17 protein-coding genes are annotated in these 21,811 nt (G+C 41.2%); 7 read left to right on the forward strand and 10 right to left on the reverse strand.

Going from position 1 to position 21,811, the window contains the following annotated elements:
- Positions 1 to 151: 151 nt before the first annotated feature.
- On the forward strand, positions 152 to 1,741 hold the full coding sequence (locus EHQ58_RS06390; protein WP_135623053.1) for a TPM domain-containing protein: 1,590 nt from the start codon (positions 152 to 154) through the stop codon (positions 1,739 to 1,741).
- Here EHQ58_RS06390 and EHQ58_RS06395 read toward each other — a convergent pair.
- A complete protein-coding gene (locus EHQ58_RS06395) occupies positions 1,738 to 2,040 on the reverse strand; it encodes a gamma-glutamylcyclotransferase family protein (RefSeq protein ID WP_135623054.1) in 303 nt (100 codons plus the stop codon). The genes EHQ58_RS06390 and EHQ58_RS06395 overlap by 4 nt on opposite strands.
- A gap of 252 nt (positions 2,041 to 2,292) precedes the next feature.
- Here EHQ58_RS06395 and EHQ58_RS06400 point away from each other — a divergent pair, with 252 nt between their 5' ends.
- A complete protein-coding gene (locus tag EHQ58_RS06400; RefSeq protein WP_135623055.1) occupies positions 2,293 to 2,925 on the forward strand; it encodes a TfoX/Sxy family protein in 633 nt (210 codons plus the stop codon).
- Between the two features lie 78 nt (positions 2,926 to 3,003).
- Here EHQ58_RS06400 and EHQ58_RS06405 read toward each other — a convergent pair whose 3' ends face one another.
- Entirely contained in the window at positions 3,004 to 4,035 is a 1,032-nt protein-coding gene (locus EHQ58_RS06405; protein WP_135623056.1) for an IPT/TIG domain-containing protein, read from the reverse strand.
- Between the two features lie 133 nt (positions 4,036 to 4,168).
- Complete coding sequence (gene pckA / locus EHQ58_RS06410; RefSeq protein ID WP_135623057.1) at positions 4,169 to 5,761, reverse strand: phosphoenolpyruvate carboxykinase (ATP); 1,593 nt, start codon at positions 5,759 to 5,761, stop codon at positions 4,169 to 4,171.
- A 69-nt stretch (positions 5,762 to 5,830) separates the two neighbouring features.
- Between pckA and EHQ58_RS06415 the strand changes: the two genes are divergently transcribed.
- Positions 5,831 to 7,261 carry a glycogen synthase gene (locus tag EHQ58_RS06415; protein ID WP_135623058.1) on the forward strand — a complete coding sequence of 477 codons (1,431 nt, stop codon included), beginning with the start codon at positions 5,831 to 5,833 and terminating at the stop codon, positions 7,259 to 7,261.
- A gap of 46 nt (positions 7,262 to 7,307) precedes the next feature.
- Here the strand turns inward: EHQ58_RS06415 and EHQ58_RS06420 are convergent, their stop codons facing one another.
- From EHQ58_RS06420 to EHQ58_RS06435, 4 genes are all read right to left on the reverse strand, one after another.
- Positions 7,308 to 8,432: a hypothetical protein gene (locus tag EHQ58_RS06420; RefSeq protein ID WP_135623059.1), complete on the reverse strand. Its 1,125-nt coding sequence runs from the start codon at positions 8,430 to 8,432 to the stop codon at positions 7,308 to 7,310.
- A 125-nt stretch (positions 8,433 to 8,557) separates the two neighbouring features.
- Positions 8,558 to 10,525 (reverse strand): PAS domain-containing hybrid sensor histidine kinase/response regulator, encoded by a 1,968-nt coding sequence (locus EHQ58_RS06425; protein WP_135623060.1) that lies wholly within the window; start codon positions 10,523 to 10,525, stop codon positions 8,558 to 8,560.
- Positions 10,526 to 10,589: 64 nt separating this feature from the next.
- Positions 10,590 to 10,958: a hypothetical protein gene (locus EHQ58_RS06430; protein WP_135623061.1), complete on the reverse strand. Its 369-nt coding sequence runs from the start codon at positions 10,956 to 10,958 to the stop codon at positions 10,590 to 10,592.
- An 87-nt stretch (positions 10,959 to 11,045) separates the two neighbouring features.
- On the reverse strand, positions 11,046 to 11,339 hold the full coding sequence (locus tag EHQ58_RS06435) for a hypothetical protein (RefSeq protein WP_246047195.1): 294 nt from the start codon (positions 11,337 to 11,339) through the stop codon (positions 11,046 to 11,048).
- Between the two features lie 445 nt (positions 11,340 to 11,784).
- Here EHQ58_RS06435 and EHQ58_RS06440 point away from each other — a divergent pair, with 445 nt between their 5' ends.
- Positions 11,785 to 13,344 carry a hypothetical protein gene (locus EHQ58_RS06440; protein ID WP_135623062.1) on the forward strand — a complete coding sequence of 520 codons (1,560 nt, stop codon included), beginning with the start codon at positions 11,785 to 11,787 and terminating at the stop codon, positions 13,342 to 13,344.
- 5 nt (positions 13,345 to 13,349) lie between these two features.
- On the opposite strand, the gene EHQ58_RS06445 is transcribed toward EHQ58_RS06440, so the two are convergent.
- Entirely contained in the window at positions 13,350 to 17,393 is a 4,044-nt protein-coding gene (locus EHQ58_RS06445; RefSeq protein WP_135623063.1) for a PAS domain-containing protein, read from the reverse strand.
- 114 nt (positions 17,394 to 17,507) lie between these two features.
- Here EHQ58_RS06445 and EHQ58_RS06450 point away from each other — a divergent pair, with 114 nt between their 5' ends.
- Positions 17,508 to 17,882 carry a DUF1304 domain-containing protein gene (locus tag EHQ58_RS06450; RefSeq protein ID WP_135623064.1) on the forward strand — a complete coding sequence of 125 codons (375 nt, stop codon included), beginning with the start codon at positions 17,508 to 17,510 and terminating at the stop codon, positions 17,880 to 17,882.
- Entirely contained in the window at positions 17,883 to 18,710 is an 828-nt protein-coding gene (locus EHQ58_RS06455; protein ID WP_135623065.1) for an RNA polymerase sigma factor, read from the forward strand.
- Positions 18,711 to 18,717: 7 nt separating this feature from the next.
- Here EHQ58_RS06455 and EHQ58_RS06460 read toward each other — a convergent pair whose 3' ends face one another.
- A complete protein-coding gene (locus EHQ58_RS06460) occupies positions 18,718 to 19,614 on the reverse strand; it encodes an AraC family transcriptional regulator (protein ID WP_135623066.1) in 897 nt (298 codons plus the stop codon).
- A 123-nt stretch (positions 19,615 to 19,737) separates the two neighbouring features.
- On the opposite strand from EHQ58_RS06460, the gene EHQ58_RS06465 reads away from it, so the two are divergent.
- Positions 19,738 to 20,589, forward strand: a complete 852-nt coding sequence (locus EHQ58_RS06465; protein ID WP_135623067.1) for an SDR family oxidoreductase — start codon at positions 19,738 to 19,740, stop codon at positions 20,587 to 20,589.
- A gap of 5 nt (positions 20,590 to 20,594) precedes the next feature.
- Here the strand turns inward: EHQ58_RS06465 and EHQ58_RS06470 are convergent, their stop codons facing one another.
- Positions 20,595 to 21,770, reverse strand: coding sequence for a YncE family protein (locus tag EHQ58_RS06470; RefSeq protein ID WP_135623068.1), 1,176 nt, complete (start codon positions 21,768 to 21,770; stop codon positions 20,595 to 20,597).
- Between the last annotated feature and the right edge of the window lie 41 nt (positions 21,771 to 21,811).

Genomic DNA, 21,811 nt, shown 5'->3' on the forward strand with positions numbered 1-21,811 from the left:
AGGTTTTTTTTCGTCCTGGTTTTTGCAATTGAATTATTCTAAGAATCATTCTCATTTAAAGAAAGACCAAGTTCGGCAAATCAATTGACTTAGCGCAACCGACTCGGTTTCCTTTGTAACATTGTCATTTCTCTTGGGAGTGAATTCTCGCATGATCCAAAACCAAAAAAACAAACATATCTCGTGCCTACCCATCGCATTCCTTCTTTTCGCTCTGCTTTCATGCTCGGAAACGGAAAAAGACCTAGACTCCCTTGTCAAAGAAGTTCCCAACCCCAAAACGTCTCGCAATAGCTGGATTGAAGATAGCGCCGGCATATTAACAAACACCTCATCCATTGACAGTTTGATTTCCGAAAACGAAGCTGCAACAGGCGTCGAGATTGCGGTAGTCATCCTTCCAACAATTGAGAGTTATGTGCCAAAGGATTTTGCCGTTGCCTTATTCAATCACTGGGGTATAGGAAAGAAGGGAAAGGACAATGGCATTTTAGTTCTTCATATCATCGACCAAAGGCGAGTCGAAATCGAAACAGGCTATGGGATCGAGGGTGATTTGCCAGATGTGGTGGTCAAACGCATCATCGATACGTATACGATTCCTGCCTTTAAAGCGGGTGATTTTTCAAAAGGCCACTTAGATACGGTGACAGCCCTTATCAACAAATTAAACCATCCGGAGTTAGAGGTAACAGATCTCGTGACTTCGGGATCAGCCGAAATTAATCTTTCCACGGCAAATGAGGAGACATCGCTACCTATCGAACGAACCGACCATTATGATTACCAAGGGAAACGGTTTTCTCAGCTTACAGAACTCGAAAAACAAAAATTGGATGAAACCATTAAAAGATATAATGTAACAAGTAATTATTTTTTAACGGATGAGGAATCTAAACTCCTGGAAGAACGCAGCGCAGAGCAGGAAGAAACTGCCAGGAAAAATTCGATTTCGATTCGGATGAAAATTGGCGCAGGTTACCTCCTTCTTTTGTTAGCATTCTTTCTCCTCCAACAAATGTTATATTGGCTCATTCCGTCACCTGATTTTAAATACAGCATCCTCAGGAACACAGACTTTCCTATCTTTTATGGGACTCTCATTCTGCCCATTTTCCTTTCCGTTCTGGTTTTCTCTCACTTCTGGGGCGAGGAGTCGATTTTTTTTACCTTCTTCATCAGCATTGCTTCCTTTGTTTTGTACAATTTATTTTGGGGAGACCGGAGACTCGATCGACTCAGCAAACGACTGCTCAAGGTTAGGAGCATTCCTAGAAAATGCCCTGAATGTAAAACTTTGATGACTAAACTTTCTGAACAGGCAGATAACGCCTACCTCTCCAAAGGCCAGATCGCCGAAGAGATTTTGAAATCCATAGACTATGATGTTTGGCTCTGCCAGGCATGCAATGCAAACGAAATCCTCCCTTTCCACAACATCGATCCCGAATACATATTTAAGGGAACCTCCTTCAAAAAAATCAAAAAATGCCCTGAGTGTGAATTCCTAACTTTTGCTGTCTCATCGAGCAAAATCACAAGTGCTGCGACCTACAGCAGTTCAGGTAGCGTGGAAGTGGTTCGGGTCTGCAAACATTGCCAACACAAAGCGGTAGAAACCGAAACGATTCCGAAAAAACAAAAGAGCAGTTCGGGGAGTGGTTCCTCTGGCGGCGGCGGAGGTGGTGGAAGTTTTGGCGGTGGTTCCTCCGGGGGTGGCGGAAGTGGAGGAAGTTATTAAAGAACCTTTCTTATGAATTCATAAATCCAGCAGGTCATGTGGGAAGAAGTTTGGATCTTCCTTCTCACATAGAGCTCACCCTCATACTCGTCTAATTTTCCAAATTGACGCTCGTCTACGGAATAGATCTCGCCAAACACCAAGCCCTCACCTTCTACATACCCAGGATAGGTACCTTCTACTAGGTAGAGTTTTCCTTTGACGGTTGCCCTATCTACAAAGAGACTATCCCCCATTAAGTTGCGGTAAGGTGGTTCACGCAATGTGCCATATACAAATAGAAACTCTCTTTTAGCCATTACGAGTGGGAGGGATCCTTTATTCTTGCTTTTGTCCGAGTCTCATCCCGTAGCGTTCGTAGGTGTGGCAGGATTTTGTGCAAAATGTATACACTTAGACCAAAAAAAAATACAAAACCGGTCCTGTAAATGGTGTAAAACCAGGAAGAGTACGGGACACGATCCATTAAAACCTTGGCACAGATATGTAAATTGCCTATCCTATTTTTAGTTTTGTTTGACAAATGCTAGGAGTCCGATCAGGATTTCCGTGTGAACACCATTATAACTAGTCCCTTTGTTGAACAAACCCTAGAAAAATTATCCATACTTGGAAATGTGACCGCCAAATCAAAGTTTGGTGGATTTGCTATTTACTTAAATGACATCATGTTCGGACTCATCGCCGAAGATGTGCTATACCTAAAAGCAGATAGCCAAACCATCGCTAGATTCCAAGCAGCCGGAGGTCGACCTTTCGTTTATGACGGAACCGAAGACTCAGATTCTGTCAAAACATTCTGGACTTTCCCGGCTGAGGCATTGGACTCCCCAGATGATTTAAGAGAATGGGGTGAGCTCGCCATTGATGCTGCCAAAAGAAGCAAACGAGAAATCCCTACGACTCCAAAACCGGTAGAAAAACCAGCAGTCGCTCCTCCTACGGCGAAAAAGCCTGCTCCCAAAAAGAAGGCCGCTAAGAAAAAAGTTTCGCCTGCCAAAAAGAAAGCCAAAGTAGCCAAAAAAAAGGCTAAGGCCAAAAAAGCGAAACCAGCACCGAAGAAGGCAAAGAAGGTCGCTAGAAAAACGGTGAAAAAACTCACACCGAAAAAGAAAGCAAAAGGCACAAAGCCCACCAAAAAGGCCAAAGCAAAAAAAGCGGCAAAAAAGAAGAAAAAAAGATAAGCCCATAAAAAAAGACCACCTGACAAAGGTGGTCTTTTTTTTGTCTTCCTGCGAGGGCCATTCCGACCCCTATATAACTTACTGGAAGATCGAGTTAGAAATCGTATTACAGTTTGTTTGCGCCGTTCCTGCAGAGAATGCAGAACCACCATTGCTATAGTAGTAAACCGATCCGATGTTCGTAGAGAAAGGAGCCGTGCAACGTCCTACTACAGTTCCTAATGCGAGAGCCGTGCAAGAAGTCGTGGCATTCCAGGTTCCTGAACCGCAGTCTGTTTGCTGTGCTGAGTCTGTGAATAAGTAGTCCAAACATTTACTTGTCGTTCCATGAAAGCTGCAGCTTGCATTGGAAATCGCCTGGCTGGCGATACCGATCCGGTACGAAGTCGATAGCGAAGAAAATACGTATACCTGAAGGTAATACGTGCGACCAGAAGTCAAAAGAGAAGTTCTTAGGACTTCAGCATTCGTAGTCGTACCAATCGCGGAAGCTGTACTTGAGGTCGCGTCCACAGAGGAGTAAATATAGAAGTCGATATCGCGTGAGGTGTAGCCGGAAGTGTTGATGATGTTTGTGTTTCCAGCGGCCGTAAATTTATACCAATGGGAAAATGTGGCTCCAGAACCATTGAAGGAGCGGTTGAACGAATTGGTCACATTCGGTGAAATCGTAGGAGTTGGATAGTAAGTAATGTTAGTGGTCGCAGTAGAAGATTTAGATTTTACCACCACTTCCACGGACTGGTTTTCCGTGATACTTGAAATATCTGGCATCGTAAAGGAAATAACCGTCGAAGAAGTCGCAGTCACTGTCGCCGCAGTTCCCTTCACTGTCACCGAAACATCAGACAGTGTGGTTGAAAAATTGGTCCCGCTTATAGACATCGCTGCTCCTGGCAGAGCTCGGCTTGATGTGCCTGAGGCAGTATGAAAAACTTGGGTAATAGAGATCGTTGGATCTGTTGTCGTAGTAGATCTCGTTGAAGAGGACAATAATAAAAGAGGTAACAGTGTAGATGTGGTATCGTCTTTTTTTGGTTCCGGGCAGTTTACAAGTGCCAAGGTCATAAATAGGGCAATTAGGTGTGTAGGTTTGTAGATTCGTTTCATCTCATTTCTCGTTTTCCCCAAACTTGTTAGACTACCACCAAACGGTCAAATGCATTTTTCTTGTACCGCCAAACAAAAAACGCCGACTACCTCAAGGATAGACGGCGTTCGCTTTTGCGGATACTGTAGGGAATTAGGCTACAGGGCCATGGGCACTGAAATCAAATTCCTTAGAACCTGTGAGGTACTTCTTATAATTCTCCACGAATTGTTTGGCGAGGTCACCTGCCGTTTTGTCATAGTCTGCTTTGTCTTCCCAAGCATTACGTGGGTTCAAGATTTGGGCATCGACTCCCGAAACTGCCTTCGGAAAGGACACTTGGAATACGGGGTGTTTTTCAAACTCTGATTTTTCGATGTTTCCGTTCAGGATTTCATTGATGATCTGGCGTGTCGCAGGTAGATTCATTCGTTTTCCCACTCCGTACTTTCCACCCACCAAACCCGTGTTGATGAGATATGCCACCACATTGTGCTTTTTCATCTTTTCGCCGAGTAACTTTGCATAGTAGGTTGGGTGGAGGGTCATAAACGCTTGGCCAAAACAAGCAGAGAAAGTGGCCTGTGGTTCTTTGACACCGCGCTCTGTTCCCGCCACTTTTGCTGTATACCCTGATAAGAAATGATACATCGCTTGTTCGATGGAGAGTTTGGATACGGCAGGAAGAACCCCGTACGCATCGTACGTAAGGAAGATGACAACATTTGGGTGACCCGCTTTCGAGTCTGGTTGGATGTTGTCGATATGATAGATCGGATAGGAAACTCGCGTGTTTTCTGTTTTCGCAGCAGATGAGTAATCTACTTTTTTAGTCGCTGGGTCAAACACTACGTTTTCAAGAAGGGCATCCCTGCGGATGGCTGCATAGATTTCTGGTTCTGTTTTGGGATCGAGGTTGATGGTCTTCGCATAACACCCACCTTCGATATTGAAGATACCATTATCGTCCCAACCGTGTTCGTCATCACCGATGAGGCGTCGGTTCGGGTCTGTAGAGAGAGTCGTTTTTCCTGTGCCGGAGAGACCGAAAAAGAGTGCCGAATCTCCTTTGGCGCCCACGTTTGCAGAACAATGCATGGTCAGCACGTTTTTCAAAGGTAGGTAATAATTCATAACGGAGAAAATACCCTTTTTCATCTCGCCACCGTATTCTGTACCACCAATGATACAGATTTTTTTTGCTAAGTGGAAAATGACAAAGGTTTCCGAATTTAAGCCGTGTTCTTTGAACTTAGAGTTTTTGTAATGGGAAGCATTGATGATGGTAAACTCTGGATGGAGGGTTGCGAGTTCTTCCTTTGTCGGACGGAGGAACATATTCGTGCAAAAGTGGTGTTGCCAAGCTTTTTCTGTTACGACTCGAAGCGAGATGCGTGTGTCTTTGTTCGTGCCAGCATGCCCGTCAAAAACATAAACTTTTTTGTTATCGAGAAACTTTACTACTTCCGCATAAAGCTCATTGAAAACTGCTTCGGAAACCTTCGCATTGACAGGTCCCCACCAAATGTTGCCATTGGAAGAAGGCTCATCCACGAAGTACTTATCTTTCGGGGAGCGACCTGTAAAAATACCGGTATCCACCATCATGGTGCCGTTTTCAGAAACAACGCCGTCTTTATTTGCTAATTCGTGCTGGTAAATTTCGTCATAAGATAAGTTGTGGAAGACTTCAGATGGTTTAAGGCCAAGGTCGGCAAGGCCTGGCAGATTGGTGGAAACTGACATGGATCTCTCCTGATTTCAAATCGAGTTTTTCTAGCTTCCCAAATTATGAGTCGGTGTCAATAACAGAAAATGAAGATTCTACACGCTACAGCCGAATATTTTCCCTATATCAAAATGGGTGGGCTGTCGGATATGCTCTCTTCTTTCTCGAAAGAACAGGCAAAAACCCACGAAGTCGGCGTCTGCCTGCCCATGATTGCGGGTCTCAAAGAAAAGCCCCAGTTTACAGGCAAAACCTACCCATGCCTAGAGACACGCAAGATGTCCCCAACACCTGTCACGGAAATACTGACAGCTTCCATCTTCCGTGAGGCCATGTATGGCAAGGTCAAACTCTACTTTTTTGACTCCCCTCTTTTTTCGGATCTAACCTCAATTTATGCCAACAGTGACGAACACTTTCGTTTTGCCGTCTATTCCTATGCCACCTTCTGTTTAAGCCTCCAACTTGGGGTGGATGTCTTCCATGCTCATGACTGGCATACAGCTCTCGCCTGTGCCTTACATAAAGTTTCTCCCTTTGGCAAACCCAGCGTATTCACCATTCATAATTTAGCGTACCAGGGGGACCATCCACTCTGGATGACTGGTTTTTTAAAAGACGAGCCCTTCGGACTTTATCCCGAGGCTTACTTGCAAGATGGGAAAACCAATTATATGAAAGCAGGTCTGATGTCTGCCTCAAAAATAACAACCGTTAGCCCCGGATATCGGAACGAAACTTTGTTTGAACCAAATGGCTTTGGTCTTTCGTACCTCCTGCGCAAGAGAGAAATGGATTATGATGGTGTGATCAATGGCATTGACACAGAGGAATGGAATCCGAGCCGCGATGAAAGACTCTACGCTACCTTTTCGAAACAGGACCATAAAAACGGGAAATTTAAAAATAAGACAGAGCTACTCAAAGAAATCGGCAGGCCCCTCATTGACCCTGCCCGGCCTCTCATCGGAATCATCGGGCGTTTGACCTACCAAAAAGGGTATGCAAACTTCATCCAAGCATTTAAGGAGAGAACACATCTTCCACATTTTTATATTTTTTTGGGTGCGGGCGAAGAAACCTTACAAAACGAACTTTTCCACCTATCGCATACAGATCAAAATCGCATTTTCTTTTACAAAGGCTATGATGAAAGCTTTGCGAGAAAGGTAGAAGCAGCCAGCGATTTTTTCCTGATGCCTTCTTTGTTTGAACCCTGTGGGCTCAACCAGTTGTACAGTCATGCCTATGGTGCCATTCCGATCGTATCGCGTGTCGGAGGTCTACGAGATACCGTCTCCGAATCACCGTTAGCCGGTGAGTATACGGGCATAGTTTTTGAGCCAGGTGACGTTTCTTCCCTCGGCTATGCCTTAGAGCGCGCCCATACTCTCTATCTGGATCAAGCGAAGTTTTATCAAACGAGAGAGAGGATCATGGGCATCAATTGGGGATGGGAAAAGCGTGTGTCCGAGTATGAGGCCATTTACGGGAGTGCGATCCAAAAAAAAGAGTGAAAGCTTGCAATCAAATTTCAGATTAAGATTTTTAACAGTTGTTAGTTTATAAATTTTGTAACTTTATAAAATCCCTCGCAATCAACTCGTTGCCTAGAGCATTAAAATGAATGTCTCCCTGTATAAAGTAATCTTTCACTGTCTCTTCCTTGCCCGTTTTTGTAGCGATATTAAAAAAAGTAGGAAAGGAGTTATAAAATTTTTTACATCTGTGGAGACAAAAATTTTCCCAAACTTTCACATGTCTTGAATGTACCTCGTCAAAAAGAATTTGATCCGGCCAAGGGTATACCCCTATGGAAAGAGGGATATTCCTTTCCTTTAAATAAAGGTGGAGCTCGGTCATAACCGCTAAACTCTTTTGAATCCCACCTTCAATGCCTAAGTTGCCATAGCCTTTCGCCTTTGGATTGTAAGTCCATGCTGCTCGGTTCCGAGGAACATAGTGAAAGGGAGTTTCAGGTCGCTCTAGGAAGGTATACTTTAGGAGATGAAGGCTGTGAAAGGTGAGTGGAAAATACTTTTTTGCCAGCTGTTTCATGCTCGATTCATGGGAGACTTCCTTTCCATTTTCCACCACAGGAATCTCTTCGTTCTCGGGTTTATGATAGATCAGCTCTCCCTTGTTTTCGCTATAGACGATGGCTTCATCTTGGATGTCGCTCACGTCCACATATAACACGACTTCTGCAAACTTGAATCCATGTTCCAAGTACCACTTAATCTTACTTAGATAAATGGTGGGAGAATAACTCACCACAGCCAAATTTGCAATTCTTTTCGTTGGATACGTACTTGCTATCTTTCCGACAAAGGAATCTTCGAAGGACAGGGAAACTCCTTCGGTAAAGCTATCTCCCATAAAAGCGATATCAAACTCTTTGTTCTCAGATTTTTCCATGCCACACTTTGATTTAAACCCATACGGATTTGTACATACTAGGTATTCGACAGACCCCCATTGCCCTTTTCCTATAAAGTTAGGAGAAAGAGTATGGTGGAAGTTTTTATCTGAAATGCGGTACGCTTTTTCAAATGCATTTTGATGTGCCCGTATGGAGTTCAATGTATATTGCGTGATCTCTTTCAGCAAAAGATCTCCCAGAAAAAAATCTATGAGGAAGGATAAAAAGAGAGTGATACCAAATACAATTACAGAATTTTTTAGCATAACAGGATTATCTTTCTCTTTTGTTCGAGCCTGGACTAATAAGTTTACAATGAAATTAAAATCTTAAAAATAAAGTTCAACGAATTTTTCAGCCTTATTTTGTGATAAGGGAGCTGAAATTAAAATCAGGGATCCGATTTTGTGATTAGGTATCTGACTAAAACTTGTTTAAGCGCGATGATGTCGATGGGTTTTGGTAAAAAATAATTCATCCCTACTTCAAAACAGCGAGCTCTCTCCTCATAAAGTGCACCAGCTGTTAAAGCAACGATGGACACGGACTCAAGTTCCTTTTGTTTGCGGATCTCCTTTGTCGCGCTGAGCCCATCCATATTGGGCATTTGAATGTCCATAAAGATTAGATCAGGTTTCATTTCAGATAATTTTTGTAAGGCGATCATGCCATCGGCCGCATCAAATAATTCTGCCATGGGGATAAACCTATGTATCATCTTTCCCAAGAGATCCCGGTTCAGATCATTGTCTTCCACGATCATGATCTTAGGTGACGAATTTTTGAACCTATCGGGTGCTAAGTGCTGCTCTTGTATGATGCCTTCATTTTCTTTCCCTCCGTTCTCGAAGAGTATATCTCGATACTCAACTTCCAATTCAAAACAAAAGGTAGAACCTTGGTCCAATTCACTTGCAACAAATATGTTTCCTTGCATCATATCTACCAATGATTTTGTGATACGTAGTCCAAGACCCGTTCCGCCAAACCTACGAGTCGAATTAGATTCTGCCTGCCAGAACGATTCAAATAAACGACCGAGGGATTCTGTCGAAATGCCGATACCGGTATCGATGATTTCAAATTGTAAACCGACATGATTCTGTTTTTTACTTTCAAAGGAACTTATCTTTAAAATCACCCCTCCCCTTTCAGTGAACTTAACAGCATTTCCCACAAGGTTGATCAAGATTTGCCGAAGCCTGACCGGATCAACAAGGATATACTTTGGCAAGGTGGGAGATATCTCTAAATTTAGGAATATACCCTTTTGTTTTACATTCCAGGAGAAAAGCTCGATGCTTTCTTCAATCATCTGACTGAGTAATACATACTCCTCATGAAGCTCAATTTTCCCTGCTTCAATTTTAGAGATGTCTAATATGTCATTGATGATACCGAGTAGACCTTGTGCAGAGCTAATGGCCTTTGTGATATAATCAGATTGGGTTTCTGTTAAGTTTGTAGAAAACATCAATTGGTTGTAGCCGATGACCCCGTTCAGTGGGGTTCTAATTTCATGGCTCATATTCGCGATAAAATCTGATTTGGCTCGATTTGCCCTCTCCGCTTCGTCTTTCGATCGATGCAGCAATTCTTCCACGTTCTTTCGTTTGGAGATATCAATAAAATGAGTCACAAAATAAGCAGGCTCGCCAGTTTGTGTTTTCACTAAGGAGGAATAGATCTCTGCATATAGGATAGACTCGTCTTTTCTGTGATAACGCTTCTCGTATACAATCTCATTTGCCTCGCCGAGAAGCGCCTGTTCTCGAAAGGATTTGGAAATCTCAGCATCAGAAGAAATAGCAAATTCACTCGTATTTCTTCCTATCAATTCTTCTTCCGAATAATTTAACATAGAACATAACTTTCTATTTACTTGAAGAAATTTCCCATTCGTATCTTGAAGGCAGACTCCACTTCCTGCATTCTCAAAGCTTGAGCGAAAGCGGGCCTCACTTTCTATCAGTTTGTTTTGAATCTCTTTTTCTTTTGTAATGTCACGATTGACGGCAATCGCTCCGATCACATTTTGGTGGGCATCTTTCAATAGACTCACCGCAGAGCGGATGTTAATGCGATCTCCCCTTCGGTTAACTTGAGTGACTTCTCCCAGCCAAATGCCTGTTTCGTTTAAGGATTTTATGCTACTTTCCCTGTCTAGGGTCGTAAATTCCGTTTTTAAGACTTCAGGAGCCGTTTTGCCAATGACTTCCGAAGCGAGGTACCCATAAATTTTTTCTGCGGATTGGTTCCAATTTGTAATTCGAAAATCCCGATCTGTGACAATCACAGCATCATACAGATACTGCAAGATCAAAGAGGAATCATTTTCAAAGTCGGGAATTTTTGTCATCGGCATCTTTACTGTAAGAGCAGTTTCTTAATAGAAACGGGAAACATCTATTTGTAAACGTTATTTATTTTGCGTCAATCTTTCCGTTCCGTCGAATGCGGAGGATGAGTTTGAAAAATAAATAGAGAAGCAAACCCTGCATGGTGCCTGCAATGAGATGGACCAGCACATTTGAAATCCTGGTTTTCATTTCTGTAGTACCCGCACTACAATACCATTTCACTTGTACATACGTACGACCTGGTAAGGGGTTAGAAACGTTTTGCTCATATTCCAACCTGCCCTCAGGGCAAACCAAAGGCTTAGCAATCAAGTTGATGGGCGGGTAGAGGGCCCCAAATCCCAGAGAGATGGCCGTGATACCCATAAAAATGCAAAATACGATTCCGATGAATTTCATAGAAATAAAGATACTCAATTTGTCTTTTGACACAGTCGATTCTTTTTCAAAGGAAATTAAATATATCCTATTTTAAAGTAAAGGTAGGATATATTTAAGGTAAGAAGTTCTATTTTTAGATCATTTCAAAACGATCGATGTTGCTTGCTCATCTAGAAAGATAAGTTTTTCAGGCATCAGGTTTTTTGGAAGAAAATAGATTAAAGTACGAGTAACCGTTTCTCCCGGCTTTAGTGTCAATTTTGTCTCAATGTTGCCTGTCGCAAAATTATTTCCAGACACATCTTCCTTTACATCATTCCAAGTATCTACCTCAAAATGACGGACAAATGCTGGTGAATTTAACTTTTTAATTTCTTTACCTTTTTCATCCAAGATTGTCGCATACGTTGGCTCCAAAGCTATTTTTTCCAAGATGACATCGTAATCTGTTGGTTACGGGAAGTATTCGTTTCAAATTTGTCATATTACAACATTTAATCTAACAAGGTATAGGGTCAAGGTATTAACGTGATGTTACTCCTAAAGCATAACCGAGATTCCCTATATTCTAATCAGACAAATCTAAAAAATCGTATGTTGAATTAAATTTTAACCTAATTTTTGTTATATTAAATAAAATTTTAACGGATTTATCAATTTACAATTGTTTGTAGCCCAATGTTTCATTTTGACTCACGCTCGTGATCAATACAAGAATCTCTCCACTTAACATCCCAAAAGATATACCAAATTTTACATGAATTCATAAGATAAATTGATGACTCATCTAATCCTCTCATCGAAACTCGTCTAAGGAAAAGATATCTTTCCTTTCTGCTTAAAAAAAAGTCATTGCCGGAGAGGTGGGGAAATTTTTATGAAAAATTTTAAATTTACAGGGCTTATTTTTTCTTTATGCCTTCATTTTCTCTCCTGCCAGAAACTAACTTTCAATAATGCGGGAGATTCTCTCTCTGTTGCTTTCTTACAGACCGTCTTGTTTCGAGACTTGATCCGACCTGCTTCGGTTCCCGTTGTTCCGCCTGTAGAAGTGACACCTACAGAGACCTGTGACACATCCGTAAAATGGTCGAAAACTCTCGGCGATGCCACCAACTCAGTGTACGTTACCACGATTTTATCGGTATCCGTCCAAGACATCATCATCGCCGGATCTACGAGAAAGAATCTCGGCACGGGTAAAAAATTCAATTTTTCGGGAACGGAAGGTACAACACAAAATTGGTTCATCGCCAAGCTGAATGGCAAAGATGGATCGATCGTGTGGGTGGATTATTTTGGTGAGACCATGCTTTCGATTGCTGCGAATGCAGAATTTCCTACATTAATCCGGCTGGGGAAATTTTCCAATGGGGAGATAGGGGTCTTCTGGGAGGCTAAGGATGCACAGTCTGGTGCCCTACAGGCTAAAAATTTGACCTATTCGTTTGGTGCCGCCAGGTATGACCTTGAGGGTGTTCGCAAATGGCATACGTATTTAAATCTTTCTACGAATGGGGGGAATCGGTTTTCATCTGCCATCGATGCTAGCGATAACATTCATTTTTTCGTTGAGGTATCAGCGGCTGGAGGTTTAGAAGGATTCCCTGCACCAACAAACAGCGTATCAGGTGGACAAGAAATTTTATATGGACTCATCACGGGATCTGGTGGGTTACTCTCGCAGAAGTACATCACAAGCGTACTGGAGGACAAGATAGGCGATGCGGTCAGTTTTGGCACTGCCATTTTTCTTGGAGGAAACGCGCAAGATAACCTGAACGGATTTACGGGACACCCTGCCACAGGAGTTGGGATTAACAAGATCTTTATCGCAAAATTAGATTCGAGTCAAAATATTTCTTCTGTCCTATATCGCGGCTCAGCAAGTGGTTCCAGTAATACCGAACTCAGAAAATTGACGGCGGATGCAACTGACTTGTATTATGTGGGAAATTCTAACGATTCATATGGATCGCCCATATCAGCGTATCAGGCTTCTGGCAAAAATTTTTTATATGAAAAAATCTCTTCGAATTTAACACCCACTTGGTTAACCTTTCTTGGTGCAACTTCATTTAATGTAACAGATGGTCTACGTACAGCCCTCCTTGCACCAGTCGATGGAACTTCTTTCTATGCTCACCTTTTGAGTGGCTCAAATTTCGCGCGTTTTACGGGACTTGGTGCGGCAGAAAGTGGGGACGGATCGGGGTTTTTTCAAAAAACACTCGTTAAGGTCAACAAAGCAACGGGAGCGTATGAGAAAGTCGTTTACAGTTCCAATTTCGCTTCTCCAAAAATCGCTTCCTTTACCAATACCAAAGAAATTTGCAGTGGCAAAATGATTCGAATGGATATGGTCGTCGAAGACCAAAATAATTCAGATCGGATCTTTTCTGAGCTCAGTGTATTCCCTACGAGCGAACTTCCCTAAAAAAGTTAAATTTTACTAAGGGAAAGTTTTCTTTTTCGCGTAAACTCGAGAAATTTATTCTCTAACTCCATGGGCACAATGGGTTTGGAGAGATAATCATCCATGCCAAAATGTTTACAGATTTCTCTTTCTTCGATCGTGTGATTGGCCGTTAAAGCAACGATATAAACATCATTATGAAAACTGGACCCTCTAATCGCCGTCGCAGCTTCATATCCATTCATATTTGGCATCTGGATGTCCATGAAGATGATATCAGGCATGATGGATTGATTCATCTCAAATGCGATCCGACCATCCGCAGCATCAAATATTTCTGCATTCACAAGAATCTTTCGGATCAATGTCCGTGCTAATAATAAATTCGTCTGGTTATCATCCACAATAAGAACTTTCCACTTTTCATAAATTTTGGTTTTGATTAATTTGTTTGGTTCTCTTTCCTTTTCTATGTTCTGACGCGAAAACTGAGAGAGAATCGTCATTAATTTAAAATCCGTAATCGGTTTGAGCAATCGCTGTTTGATTCCTAGTTTTTTCAAAGGATCAAAAATTGAATCATCGTCGATGGATTTAGTAATGAGGATTATATTTTCCACATTAATTTTAGAATTCTTTGCACCTAATATTCGCTCAAGTGTCGAGGTAGCTTCATGTTCGGAAATTAACTTATCGATGAAGATCATATCGATAGATTCTCCACTTTCGATCTGTCTGATCATGTCTGATAGACTCGAAAAGGTATGCGTCTCCACACCATGAAACTCGAGTAGATTTTTTAGAATTTCTCTTGTTGTGGGAGAGAAATCAAGGACTAATGCTCTTTTGTTCTGGACATTTAAGACTCTCTCTTGATTACTTTCTTCGATTTTTAGTTCTAAATCAAAAGAGAAAACACTTCCCTCTCCAAGGATGGAAGAAACTTGAAGAGAAGAATTTCCCATCAATTCTAATAGTTTATTGGATATCGTTAGGCCAAGGCCAGTCCCACCAAATTTTCTGCTCGTTGAATTATCTTCCTGAGAGAACGCTTCAAAAATTTTTGTGAAATTTTCTTTTTCAATCCCGATACCCGTATCCTGCACCGAAAATCGGAAATGAGCCGATGCTCCATTTTTGGATATCATTTCAACCTTTAAAGTCACTTCCCCACCAAATGTAAATTTAATGGCATTACTGAGTAAGTTCACTAAAATTTGCCGGAGACGTACCGGATCTACGAAAATAAACGTTGGTAGATCTGGGGAAATATTCAATAATAACTCTAATTTTTTAGACTGAGCTTGAAACGTAACCACATCTATCGCACTTGATGAAAGTTCTCCTAAATTTGTTTTGCGAATTTCTAAATCTAATTTACCGGCTTCAATTTTAGAAAAATCTAATATATCATTGATAACCTCTAATAACAATCTAGCAGACTGTTTTAGAGTGTCTGTATAGATAACCTGTGTATCATCTAATTTGGTAGACTTTAATAGATCGGTAAAGCCGATCACTCCATTCAATGGTGTACGTATTTCATGACTCATATTCGCTAAAAATTGAGACTTTGCTTTACTTGCTCGTTCTGCTTTTTCTTTCTCGATCGTAATCGCGATCTCATTTTCCTTCTGCTTTGACAAATCGGTATACGTGCCTACCATTCGTAGTGCTTTGCCTTCCGCTGACCTTTCGATGACCTTTCCCTTTGCGAGTATATAGATCAAACTTCCATCTTTTTTACGAGCTCGGTGCTCATTCGAATACATTTCGACTTCGCCATTGATTTCTTTTTTTATGTCCACAAATATGTTAGCTAGATCATCGGGATGAACAATTCTCCTAAAAGCATCCAGATCTGACTTAATTTCTTTCGGTTCATAACCTAACATTCGATTGAAGGAATCTGAATAGATTACCTCATCACTAACGATATCCCAGTCCCAAAAGCCGACACCGACAGTTTCCATTGTTACTTTCCAAGCATTTTCCTTTTGCCGAGTTAATAAATCGAATTTTACCTTTTCAGTTATATCCTGTGCCGTTCCCGAAACTGCGATTGACTTGCCATTGGCATCTAACTCTACTTCGCCGATGCCTAAAATTGTTTTTATGCTACCATCTTTGCAAATAATTCGATGCTGAAATTCAAAGCCAGTTCCTTTTTCAATCGCCAAATTGACGACACGATCCAACTCAATCAGATCTTCTGGATGAATTTTAGATCGATATGCATTGTAAAGTTCTTCCTTCGGAGTTTCTACTAATTCGAAAATACGGTAGTGTTCTAGTGACCAATTCAAATCAAAGTTTTGAAGATTGAAATACCAGCTACCTATCTTCGAGATTCTCTGGGCTGCGTTTAATTTTTTCTCATTCTCTAGGCGATTTTTTTCATACTCCCTGCTTTCTGTGAGATCATGAATGGTTCCTATCATCCGGAGCGGAATTCCATCATCGGAGCGCTCGACTACTTTTCCACGATCCAGGACCCATTTATAAGTTCCATCCTTACACTTAATTCTATGCGTCACAGAGTAGGTGTTTTTGACTCCGTCGAGATGAGACTGCAACTCTCTAAAAACCTGGTCAACATCCTCTGGGTGGATTAAAGATTTCCAATCATTGAATTCCGCCCCAAAATCAAGATTCTCATAACCTAACATAAGCAACCAGCGATCCGAATGAAATACCTTAGAGGACCTGATATCCCAATCCCATAGACCATCTCCAGAATTTTCTATAGCAAACTCCCAACGTTTACCACTGATTCTTTTTTCTTCTTCTTTTCTTAGCTGTTCGGTGACGTCACGATTGATCGCGATAAAATATTCTAGCTTTCCATTGTCATCATATATGGGCGAAATATTGATAGTGGTCCAATATTCCTTTTTCGATTTCGTATAGTTAAGCAATTTTACTTCGATTTCTTTTCTTTCTTGGCATGCCTGTCGGATCAATGAGACCGTCGCCTGGTTCGTCTTTTCTCCTTGGAGGAGAGCACCAGGTTTTTTACCTACTACCTCATGAAAGGTATACTCTGTAATTTTTTCGAATGCTCGATTCACCCAAATGATCTCGCCATGGGTATTTGTGATTACGATGCTATCTGTTGTTTTTGAAATGATTTTGGAAATAAAATCATGTTCCTTTATTTTTGCAATTCCATCTCGGACTTGCTTTTCATCTGTGATTTCCTTGAAAGTACAGGTAACGCCAGTTATTTTCCGATCTAAGGCTGAGAAGAGTGGCACACTATTGATACTAATCCACGTAAGTTGATTGTCTGGCTTATATACTCCCATAATCACATTTGAGTAAGACTTTCCTGTCCTCAATGTTTCCATAGCAGGGTGAGTCTCCCCTGGAAAATCACTTCCATCCTCATGAATGCTTTTCCAAGAGGGATCAATGGATCGTTTGCCGATCATTTGTTCGTAAGTCAGCCCCAATATCTCTTCTGCACTCTGATTGCATTGGATGATCTTACCCGTTATGTCTTGTTCTACAAGACCTTCTTGAAGACCGGAAAAAACAGCTTCCAATCTTGCTTTTTGACCCTCAAGTTCCAGTTTACTTTTACGTAATACAAGTAAGGAAATTACCTGATCCGCTAACAGGCGCAACGAGTCGAGCTGGTCTTCGGTTAGGACTCTTGATTTTTGATCGATGACACAAAGTGTACCCAAACGAAATCCATCTGGGTCCGTCAAGGGAACACCTGCATAGAAGCGAATCGCGAGATTTCCTGTCACAAGTGGGTTTTTCGCAAAGACAGGATCTTCCAGAGCATTGGGAACAACAAAGGGAATCTCATCGAGTATGGCATGTTGGCAGAAAGAGATATCCCGAGAGGTTTCTGCGGTTTCTAGGCCTTCTTTTGATTTGAACCACTGCCGATTTTCGTCGAGTAGACTGATGAGGGCAATCGGAGTGCCACAAATACGAGATGCAAGCCTCGTGATGGCATCATACTCTTCCTCAGATAAGGTATCCATAATGTGGTAACTCTCCAAGGCCTGAAGTCGTTCCTTCTCATTCTGGGGAATCGGAGCATTTCGTTCCATACGGATAGAATCAGACGAGCAAAACGGATCTTACTTGTAAGAAACATCAAAAAATCCATTTTTTTGTCACAATCCTTGGAGCTCGTTGTCAAAATGTGAAATAGGAGATTGAATATGAAATTAGCAGCGTTAATACTTACAGGATTTGTGGCAGTCGAACATGTCCTCATCTTGATCTTGGAAATGTTTCTCTGGCAAACAGAGATGGGAATGCGGGTCTTTAAACTCACCCCTGAGACAGCTGCCATCACTGCGACGCTTGCAAAAAACCAAGGGCTTTATAACGGCTTTCTTGCAGCTGGTCTTTTTTGGGCTCTCTTTTTTATCAAAGATGCTTCTCAGAAATACCAGACCATCTTATTTTTCTTAATTTGCATTGTCATCGCCGCTATCTTTGGTTCGGCGACAGCAAAATTTTCAATTATCTTTACGCAAGGAAGTCCTGCTATCCTCGCACTCCTCATTACGTTAATTGCCAATAAAAAGTAAATGGAAGATCCGCAATTACCTTTACTCGAAGGATGTCTCAAGGGGAATCGAAAGTCTTTCGAGGACTTGGTAACATTTTTCCAGCCAAAGGTTTTTGCTCTCGCATTAAAATTCTTATGGAATCCTGAGGACGCAGAAGATGGCACTCAGGAAATTTTAATTAAGGTCATTTCGAATTTAGGAAGTTTTCGCAAAGAAAGCAAACTCGCGACTTGGGTCTTTCGAATCGCAACGAATCATTTGATCAATACGAAAAAGAGCTCCTCCGAAAAACGAAATGTAAATTTTCGCAAAGTAGAAATTGAATTATCAAAAGCAAATGTAGAAAATACTGACAGTTCAGAAATTACAAAAAATCTCGCCATACACGTGCAGGCTGCCTGTACACATGCCATCTTACTTTGTTTAAAAAGAAGCTATCGAATCGCCTTTATTCTAGGAGAGGTCTTTCATGTTTCTAGTTCAGATGGGGCATGGATTATGGAAATTTCCGAGGCAAACTTTAGAAAAAAACTCTCTCGTGCACGCCTCCAAATGGATGAATTCTTGGGGAATCATTGTGGTATTTCTTCTGCCAAAAATCCTTGCCGATGCAAAAATCGGATCGCCTACTCACAAAAATCAAAACGCATCAATGCTTATCTAGAGCTTTCAGAGAATATGAAAGCGAAAGGAACCTGGAAAATGAAACCGCTTCTTTCTGAATCGAATCAAGTTAGAAAAGCCGCAGAAGTTTACCATTCAGGAGCAGATTTTGAAACTCGACATGATATATTGAAGAAAATAAAACAAAAAATAGAATCGAACCAGTGGAGTCTCCTCAACTAAGTAGTGTTTAACTTACTTTTTTCCATTCCTTTGCTGGTGAGGTACCATAGATTCTTTTATAGGCTTTTGAAAACGCGAATGCAGAAGAATAACCCACTGCTAGTGCCACCTCTTCCAAGGTAGTATTTTCTTTTAAAAACATCTCTCGTGCTTTTTCCATTCGAACTTTTGCCAAATACTCCATCGGTGGAATAAACAATACCTCTTTAAACCTGGCGGCAAGATTGGCACGAGAAATACCTAAATTTTTTGCCAGGCTCTCAATCGTCCAATTCTCTTTCAGATTTCGATGCAGAACCTCTAATGCACGGAGTACGATTGTATCCCGAAAAGCCATAACCCAACCAGGTTCCGAGGCAGGATTTTTTTCGAGCCAGTACCTAATCATATAATACAGCATAATGTCCGTCAGTCTCTGAAGAATCAAATCACTACATAAATCCTGTTCTAATTCTTTGGAGATCATTGTCACAACAGAATGCAAGGAATGGTGCGAAACAATGTCTTCTGCAGGTATAAAAATAAAAGGGGGAAGCTCTGAAAAAAATGGATGCTGTGGACGATTCGGAACTTCGTACCGTACAGAAACAAAAGTGGTAACAGGTGATCCCTCATGAAAGGTCTCATTTTTTTTATCATGGAATCTTTGGATTTCAACAACCTTAGCTTTTTTATCAGACAAAAGTTCATGGGGAATCCCTCGAGTGATAAAAAGTAAATCGCCTCTTTTTAAAAGAAGCTCTTGGTCTAAAAATCTCGCATAACAAGAGCCTTGTGTGATCACATGAAATCCACCACTTCGGACACAGGGAAACCTGTACCCCCAAGATTCAAAAAGCCTATCACGAGCGAGCAAATCGTTTTTCCAGTCCGCGCTTTCCAGTATTTCGGAGAGTAAATCCATTAATAAATCTTACCACTCGATATCCATTTGTCTATTACTTTATACGTTTGGATATTTTTTTAATACTTTTAGCCATAGACAATCCAGATTTCTCGTATAATATAGATTCTATTAGGAGATCGTATGAAAATATTTGTATTTGGGGCAACCGGACTTGTCGGTCAAAATTTAATCAAAGAACTATTGTTATCAGGACACGAAGTTTTCGCAGGTAGCAGACATCCAGAAAAGGGAAAAACTCAAGAGAATCTAAACTGGGTAGCCGCTGATGCCCTGGAGCCAAAACAGGGATTAGAAATTCTCACAAAGGTAGATGCAGCTTTCTTTCTATCACCTCCTGGCTATACCAACCAGTATGAGATCCTCGCACCTTGGATTGAAAAAGCAAAAGAAGTGAAGTTAAAAAAGTTGGTTCTCATGACTGCTATGGGAGTAGAACATGCGCCACCAGAAGCACCCTTCCGCAAAACCGAGCTATTGCTGGAAAGCTCTGGACTCAATTGGAATATCATCCGACCAAATTGGTTCATGCAAAATTTTAATACATTCTGGATCTCTGGGATCTTGAATGATGGCAAAATTTACTTTCCTGGCGGAGATGCCGTAGCAAGTTTCATTGACGGAAGAGACATTGCACGGGTGGCTGCAAAACTTCTAACTACCAACGAATTTAATAACCAGGCTTATGCGCTTACTGGTCCCTCATCGATCAACCATGACGAGGTGGCTAAAATCATTTCGGATACTACGGGTAAATCAATAAGCTATGTAAACATAACTCCTGAAGACTTTAAAAAGGGACTACTCGGTGCTGGTCTTCCCGAAGACTATTCTGATTTTATGAATTACATAGCCTCTGCATTAAAAGATGGTTATGCGGCTCCCGTTACTGATTCCGTGAAAAAGATCACTGGTAAAGCTCCGACGACCTTTGAGGAATACGCAGCAGACCATAAAACTGCCTGGCTAAAATAACCCAATCAATCTGGAGATAGTCGAAGGAATCCGACGGCATCTCCAGGTCCCTCAAAACCATTACGAACTATCACCGAGGAGTAAGGAATCACGAGAGAACCAGCTACATTGACGTTGCCCTTAAAATATTTGGAAGTTGCAATTACCTTCTTTTGTTTGAGAGTGAGGGGATCATATATATGTAGCCCTGAATTGCGAACCCAAACCAATTCATTTTCTTTCCAAAAACCCATTGTGTGCCCATGTGTTCCAAATTTTGCCTTTTGCAATATCTTTCCAGAACTGGAATCCAATACGCGTAATTCTCCCGTCTGACCAGAAGCCAGATAGATTTTTGACCCATCCTTTGAAAACACCGAACCGTAAGATACGACAGGAACCGAAATTTGAAGAAAGGAATTAGTAACTAAATCGAAAATTCTACCTTCAGGTGGAATAGACTCATGAACCTCCGCATAACTTTGGATCAGTATCTTTCCTTTTACAAAATGGGCAATGCTGTTGTATGGAAACCATTTTGATTGGTAGGAATGAACAACTTCTAATTTTCCATCCTGGTATCTAAAAAGTTTGATCGAAACATCATCCGAAGTTTTATCCTTCATATTCTTATCTAAAGCGAAGGTAAAATACGCAGCTTCCTTTTCGTTATCAAACCCTATCGGTAGGACCATCGCATATCCTTCAAAACCTTCCGAAGGATAAGAAGATAATTCCTGAATGAATTCGATTTGATTCTCTTCCATATCCCACACAGCAAAATATGATTTTTTGATAGGCAATTGGTAATTTCGATGCTCGACATAGAATCCCATTTTTTGAATTTTTTCATCATAAAACAAAACATCCGTTATATAAACTGGCAGATGGTCCGATTTGATATCCAATGTTCCTTTAATGAGCAGATCAGGATTTTTGAGGAAATATTCACGGATCGGAGGAGTTAGAAAAATTTGATTTTTAGTTGCTAAATGATAAAAGTATAATCCTTGAACGTCGGCATTCATCGTCATTCCAGTATACAAATGCGCATCTCGATTTACGAGAAAGGGAGAATCGCTTGCGTAAAAGGAAGGGCGTTTGACGAAATCAGTCGTTAAAGAAAAACGATCAAGAACTGATTCTGCGAAAAGAGATTGGATCAGGAAAAAAAACAGGAGAAGAGAATTGATTCTGTTCATAAAGACAGATAGATTAGGTCAAAAAAAAAAATCTGTCTACT

The sequence above is a fragment of the Leptospira ognonensis genome (assembly GCF_004770745.1).
In the GTDB taxonomy this organism is placed as follows: domain Bacteria; phylum Spirochaetota; class Leptospiria; order Leptospirales; family Leptospiraceae; genus Leptospira_A; species Leptospira_A ognonensis.

Excerpts from the sequence above, each read along its gene's own strand:
- EHQ58_RS06390 (WP_135623053.1), top strand. The coding sequence starts at position 152 with ATGATCCAAAACCAAAAAAACAAACATATCTCGTGCCTACCCATCGCA.
- EHQ58_RS06395 (WP_135623054.1), bottom strand. The coding sequence starts at position 2,040 with ATGGCTAAAAGAGAGTTTCTATTTGTATATGGCACATTGCGTGAACCA.
- EHQ58_RS06405 (WP_135623056.1), bottom strand. The coding sequence starts at position 4,035 with ATGAAACGAATCTACAAACCTACACACCTAATTGCCCTATTTATGACC.
- pckA (WP_135623057.1), bottom strand. The coding sequence starts at position 5,761 with ATGTCAGTTTCCACCAATCTGCCAGGCCTTGCCGACCTTGGCCTTAAA.
- EHQ58_RS06415 (WP_135623058.1), top strand. The coding sequence starts at position 5,831 with ATGAAGATTCTACACGCTACAGCCGAATATTTTCCCTATATCAAAATG.
- EHQ58_RS06420 (WP_135623059.1), bottom strand. The coding sequence starts at position 8,432 with ATGCTAAAAAATTCTGTAATTGTATTTGGTATCACTCTCTTTTTATCC.
- EHQ58_RS06425 (WP_135623060.1), bottom strand. The coding sequence starts at position 10,525 with ATGACAAAAATTCCCGACTTTGAAAATGATTCCTCTTTGATCTTGCAG.
- EHQ58_RS06440 (WP_135623062.1), top strand. The coding sequence starts at position 11,785 with ATGAAAAATTTTAAATTTACAGGGCTTATTTTTTCTTTATGCCTTCAT.
- EHQ58_RS06445 (WP_135623063.1), bottom strand. The coding sequence starts at position 17,393 with ATGGAACGAAATGCTCCGATTCCCCAGAATGAGAAGGAACGACTTCAG.
- EHQ58_RS06450 (WP_135623064.1), top strand. The coding sequence starts at position 17,508 with ATGAAATTAGCAGCGTTAATACTTACAGGATTTGTGGCAGTCGAACAT.
- EHQ58_RS06455 (WP_135623065.1), top strand. The coding sequence starts at position 17,883 with ATGGAAGATCCGCAATTACCTTTACTCGAAGGATGTCTCAAGGGGAAT.
- EHQ58_RS06460 (WP_135623066.1), bottom strand. The coding sequence starts at position 19,614 with ATGGATTTACTCTCCGAAATACTGGAAAGCGCGGACTGGAAAAACGAT.
- EHQ58_RS06465 (WP_135623067.1), top strand. The coding sequence starts at position 19,738 with ATGAAAATATTTGTATTTGGGGCAACCGGACTTGTCGGTCAAAATTTA.
- EHQ58_RS06470 (WP_135623068.1), bottom strand. The coding sequence starts at position 21,770 with ATGAACAGAATCAATTCTCTTCTCCTGTTTTTTTTCCTGATCCAATCT.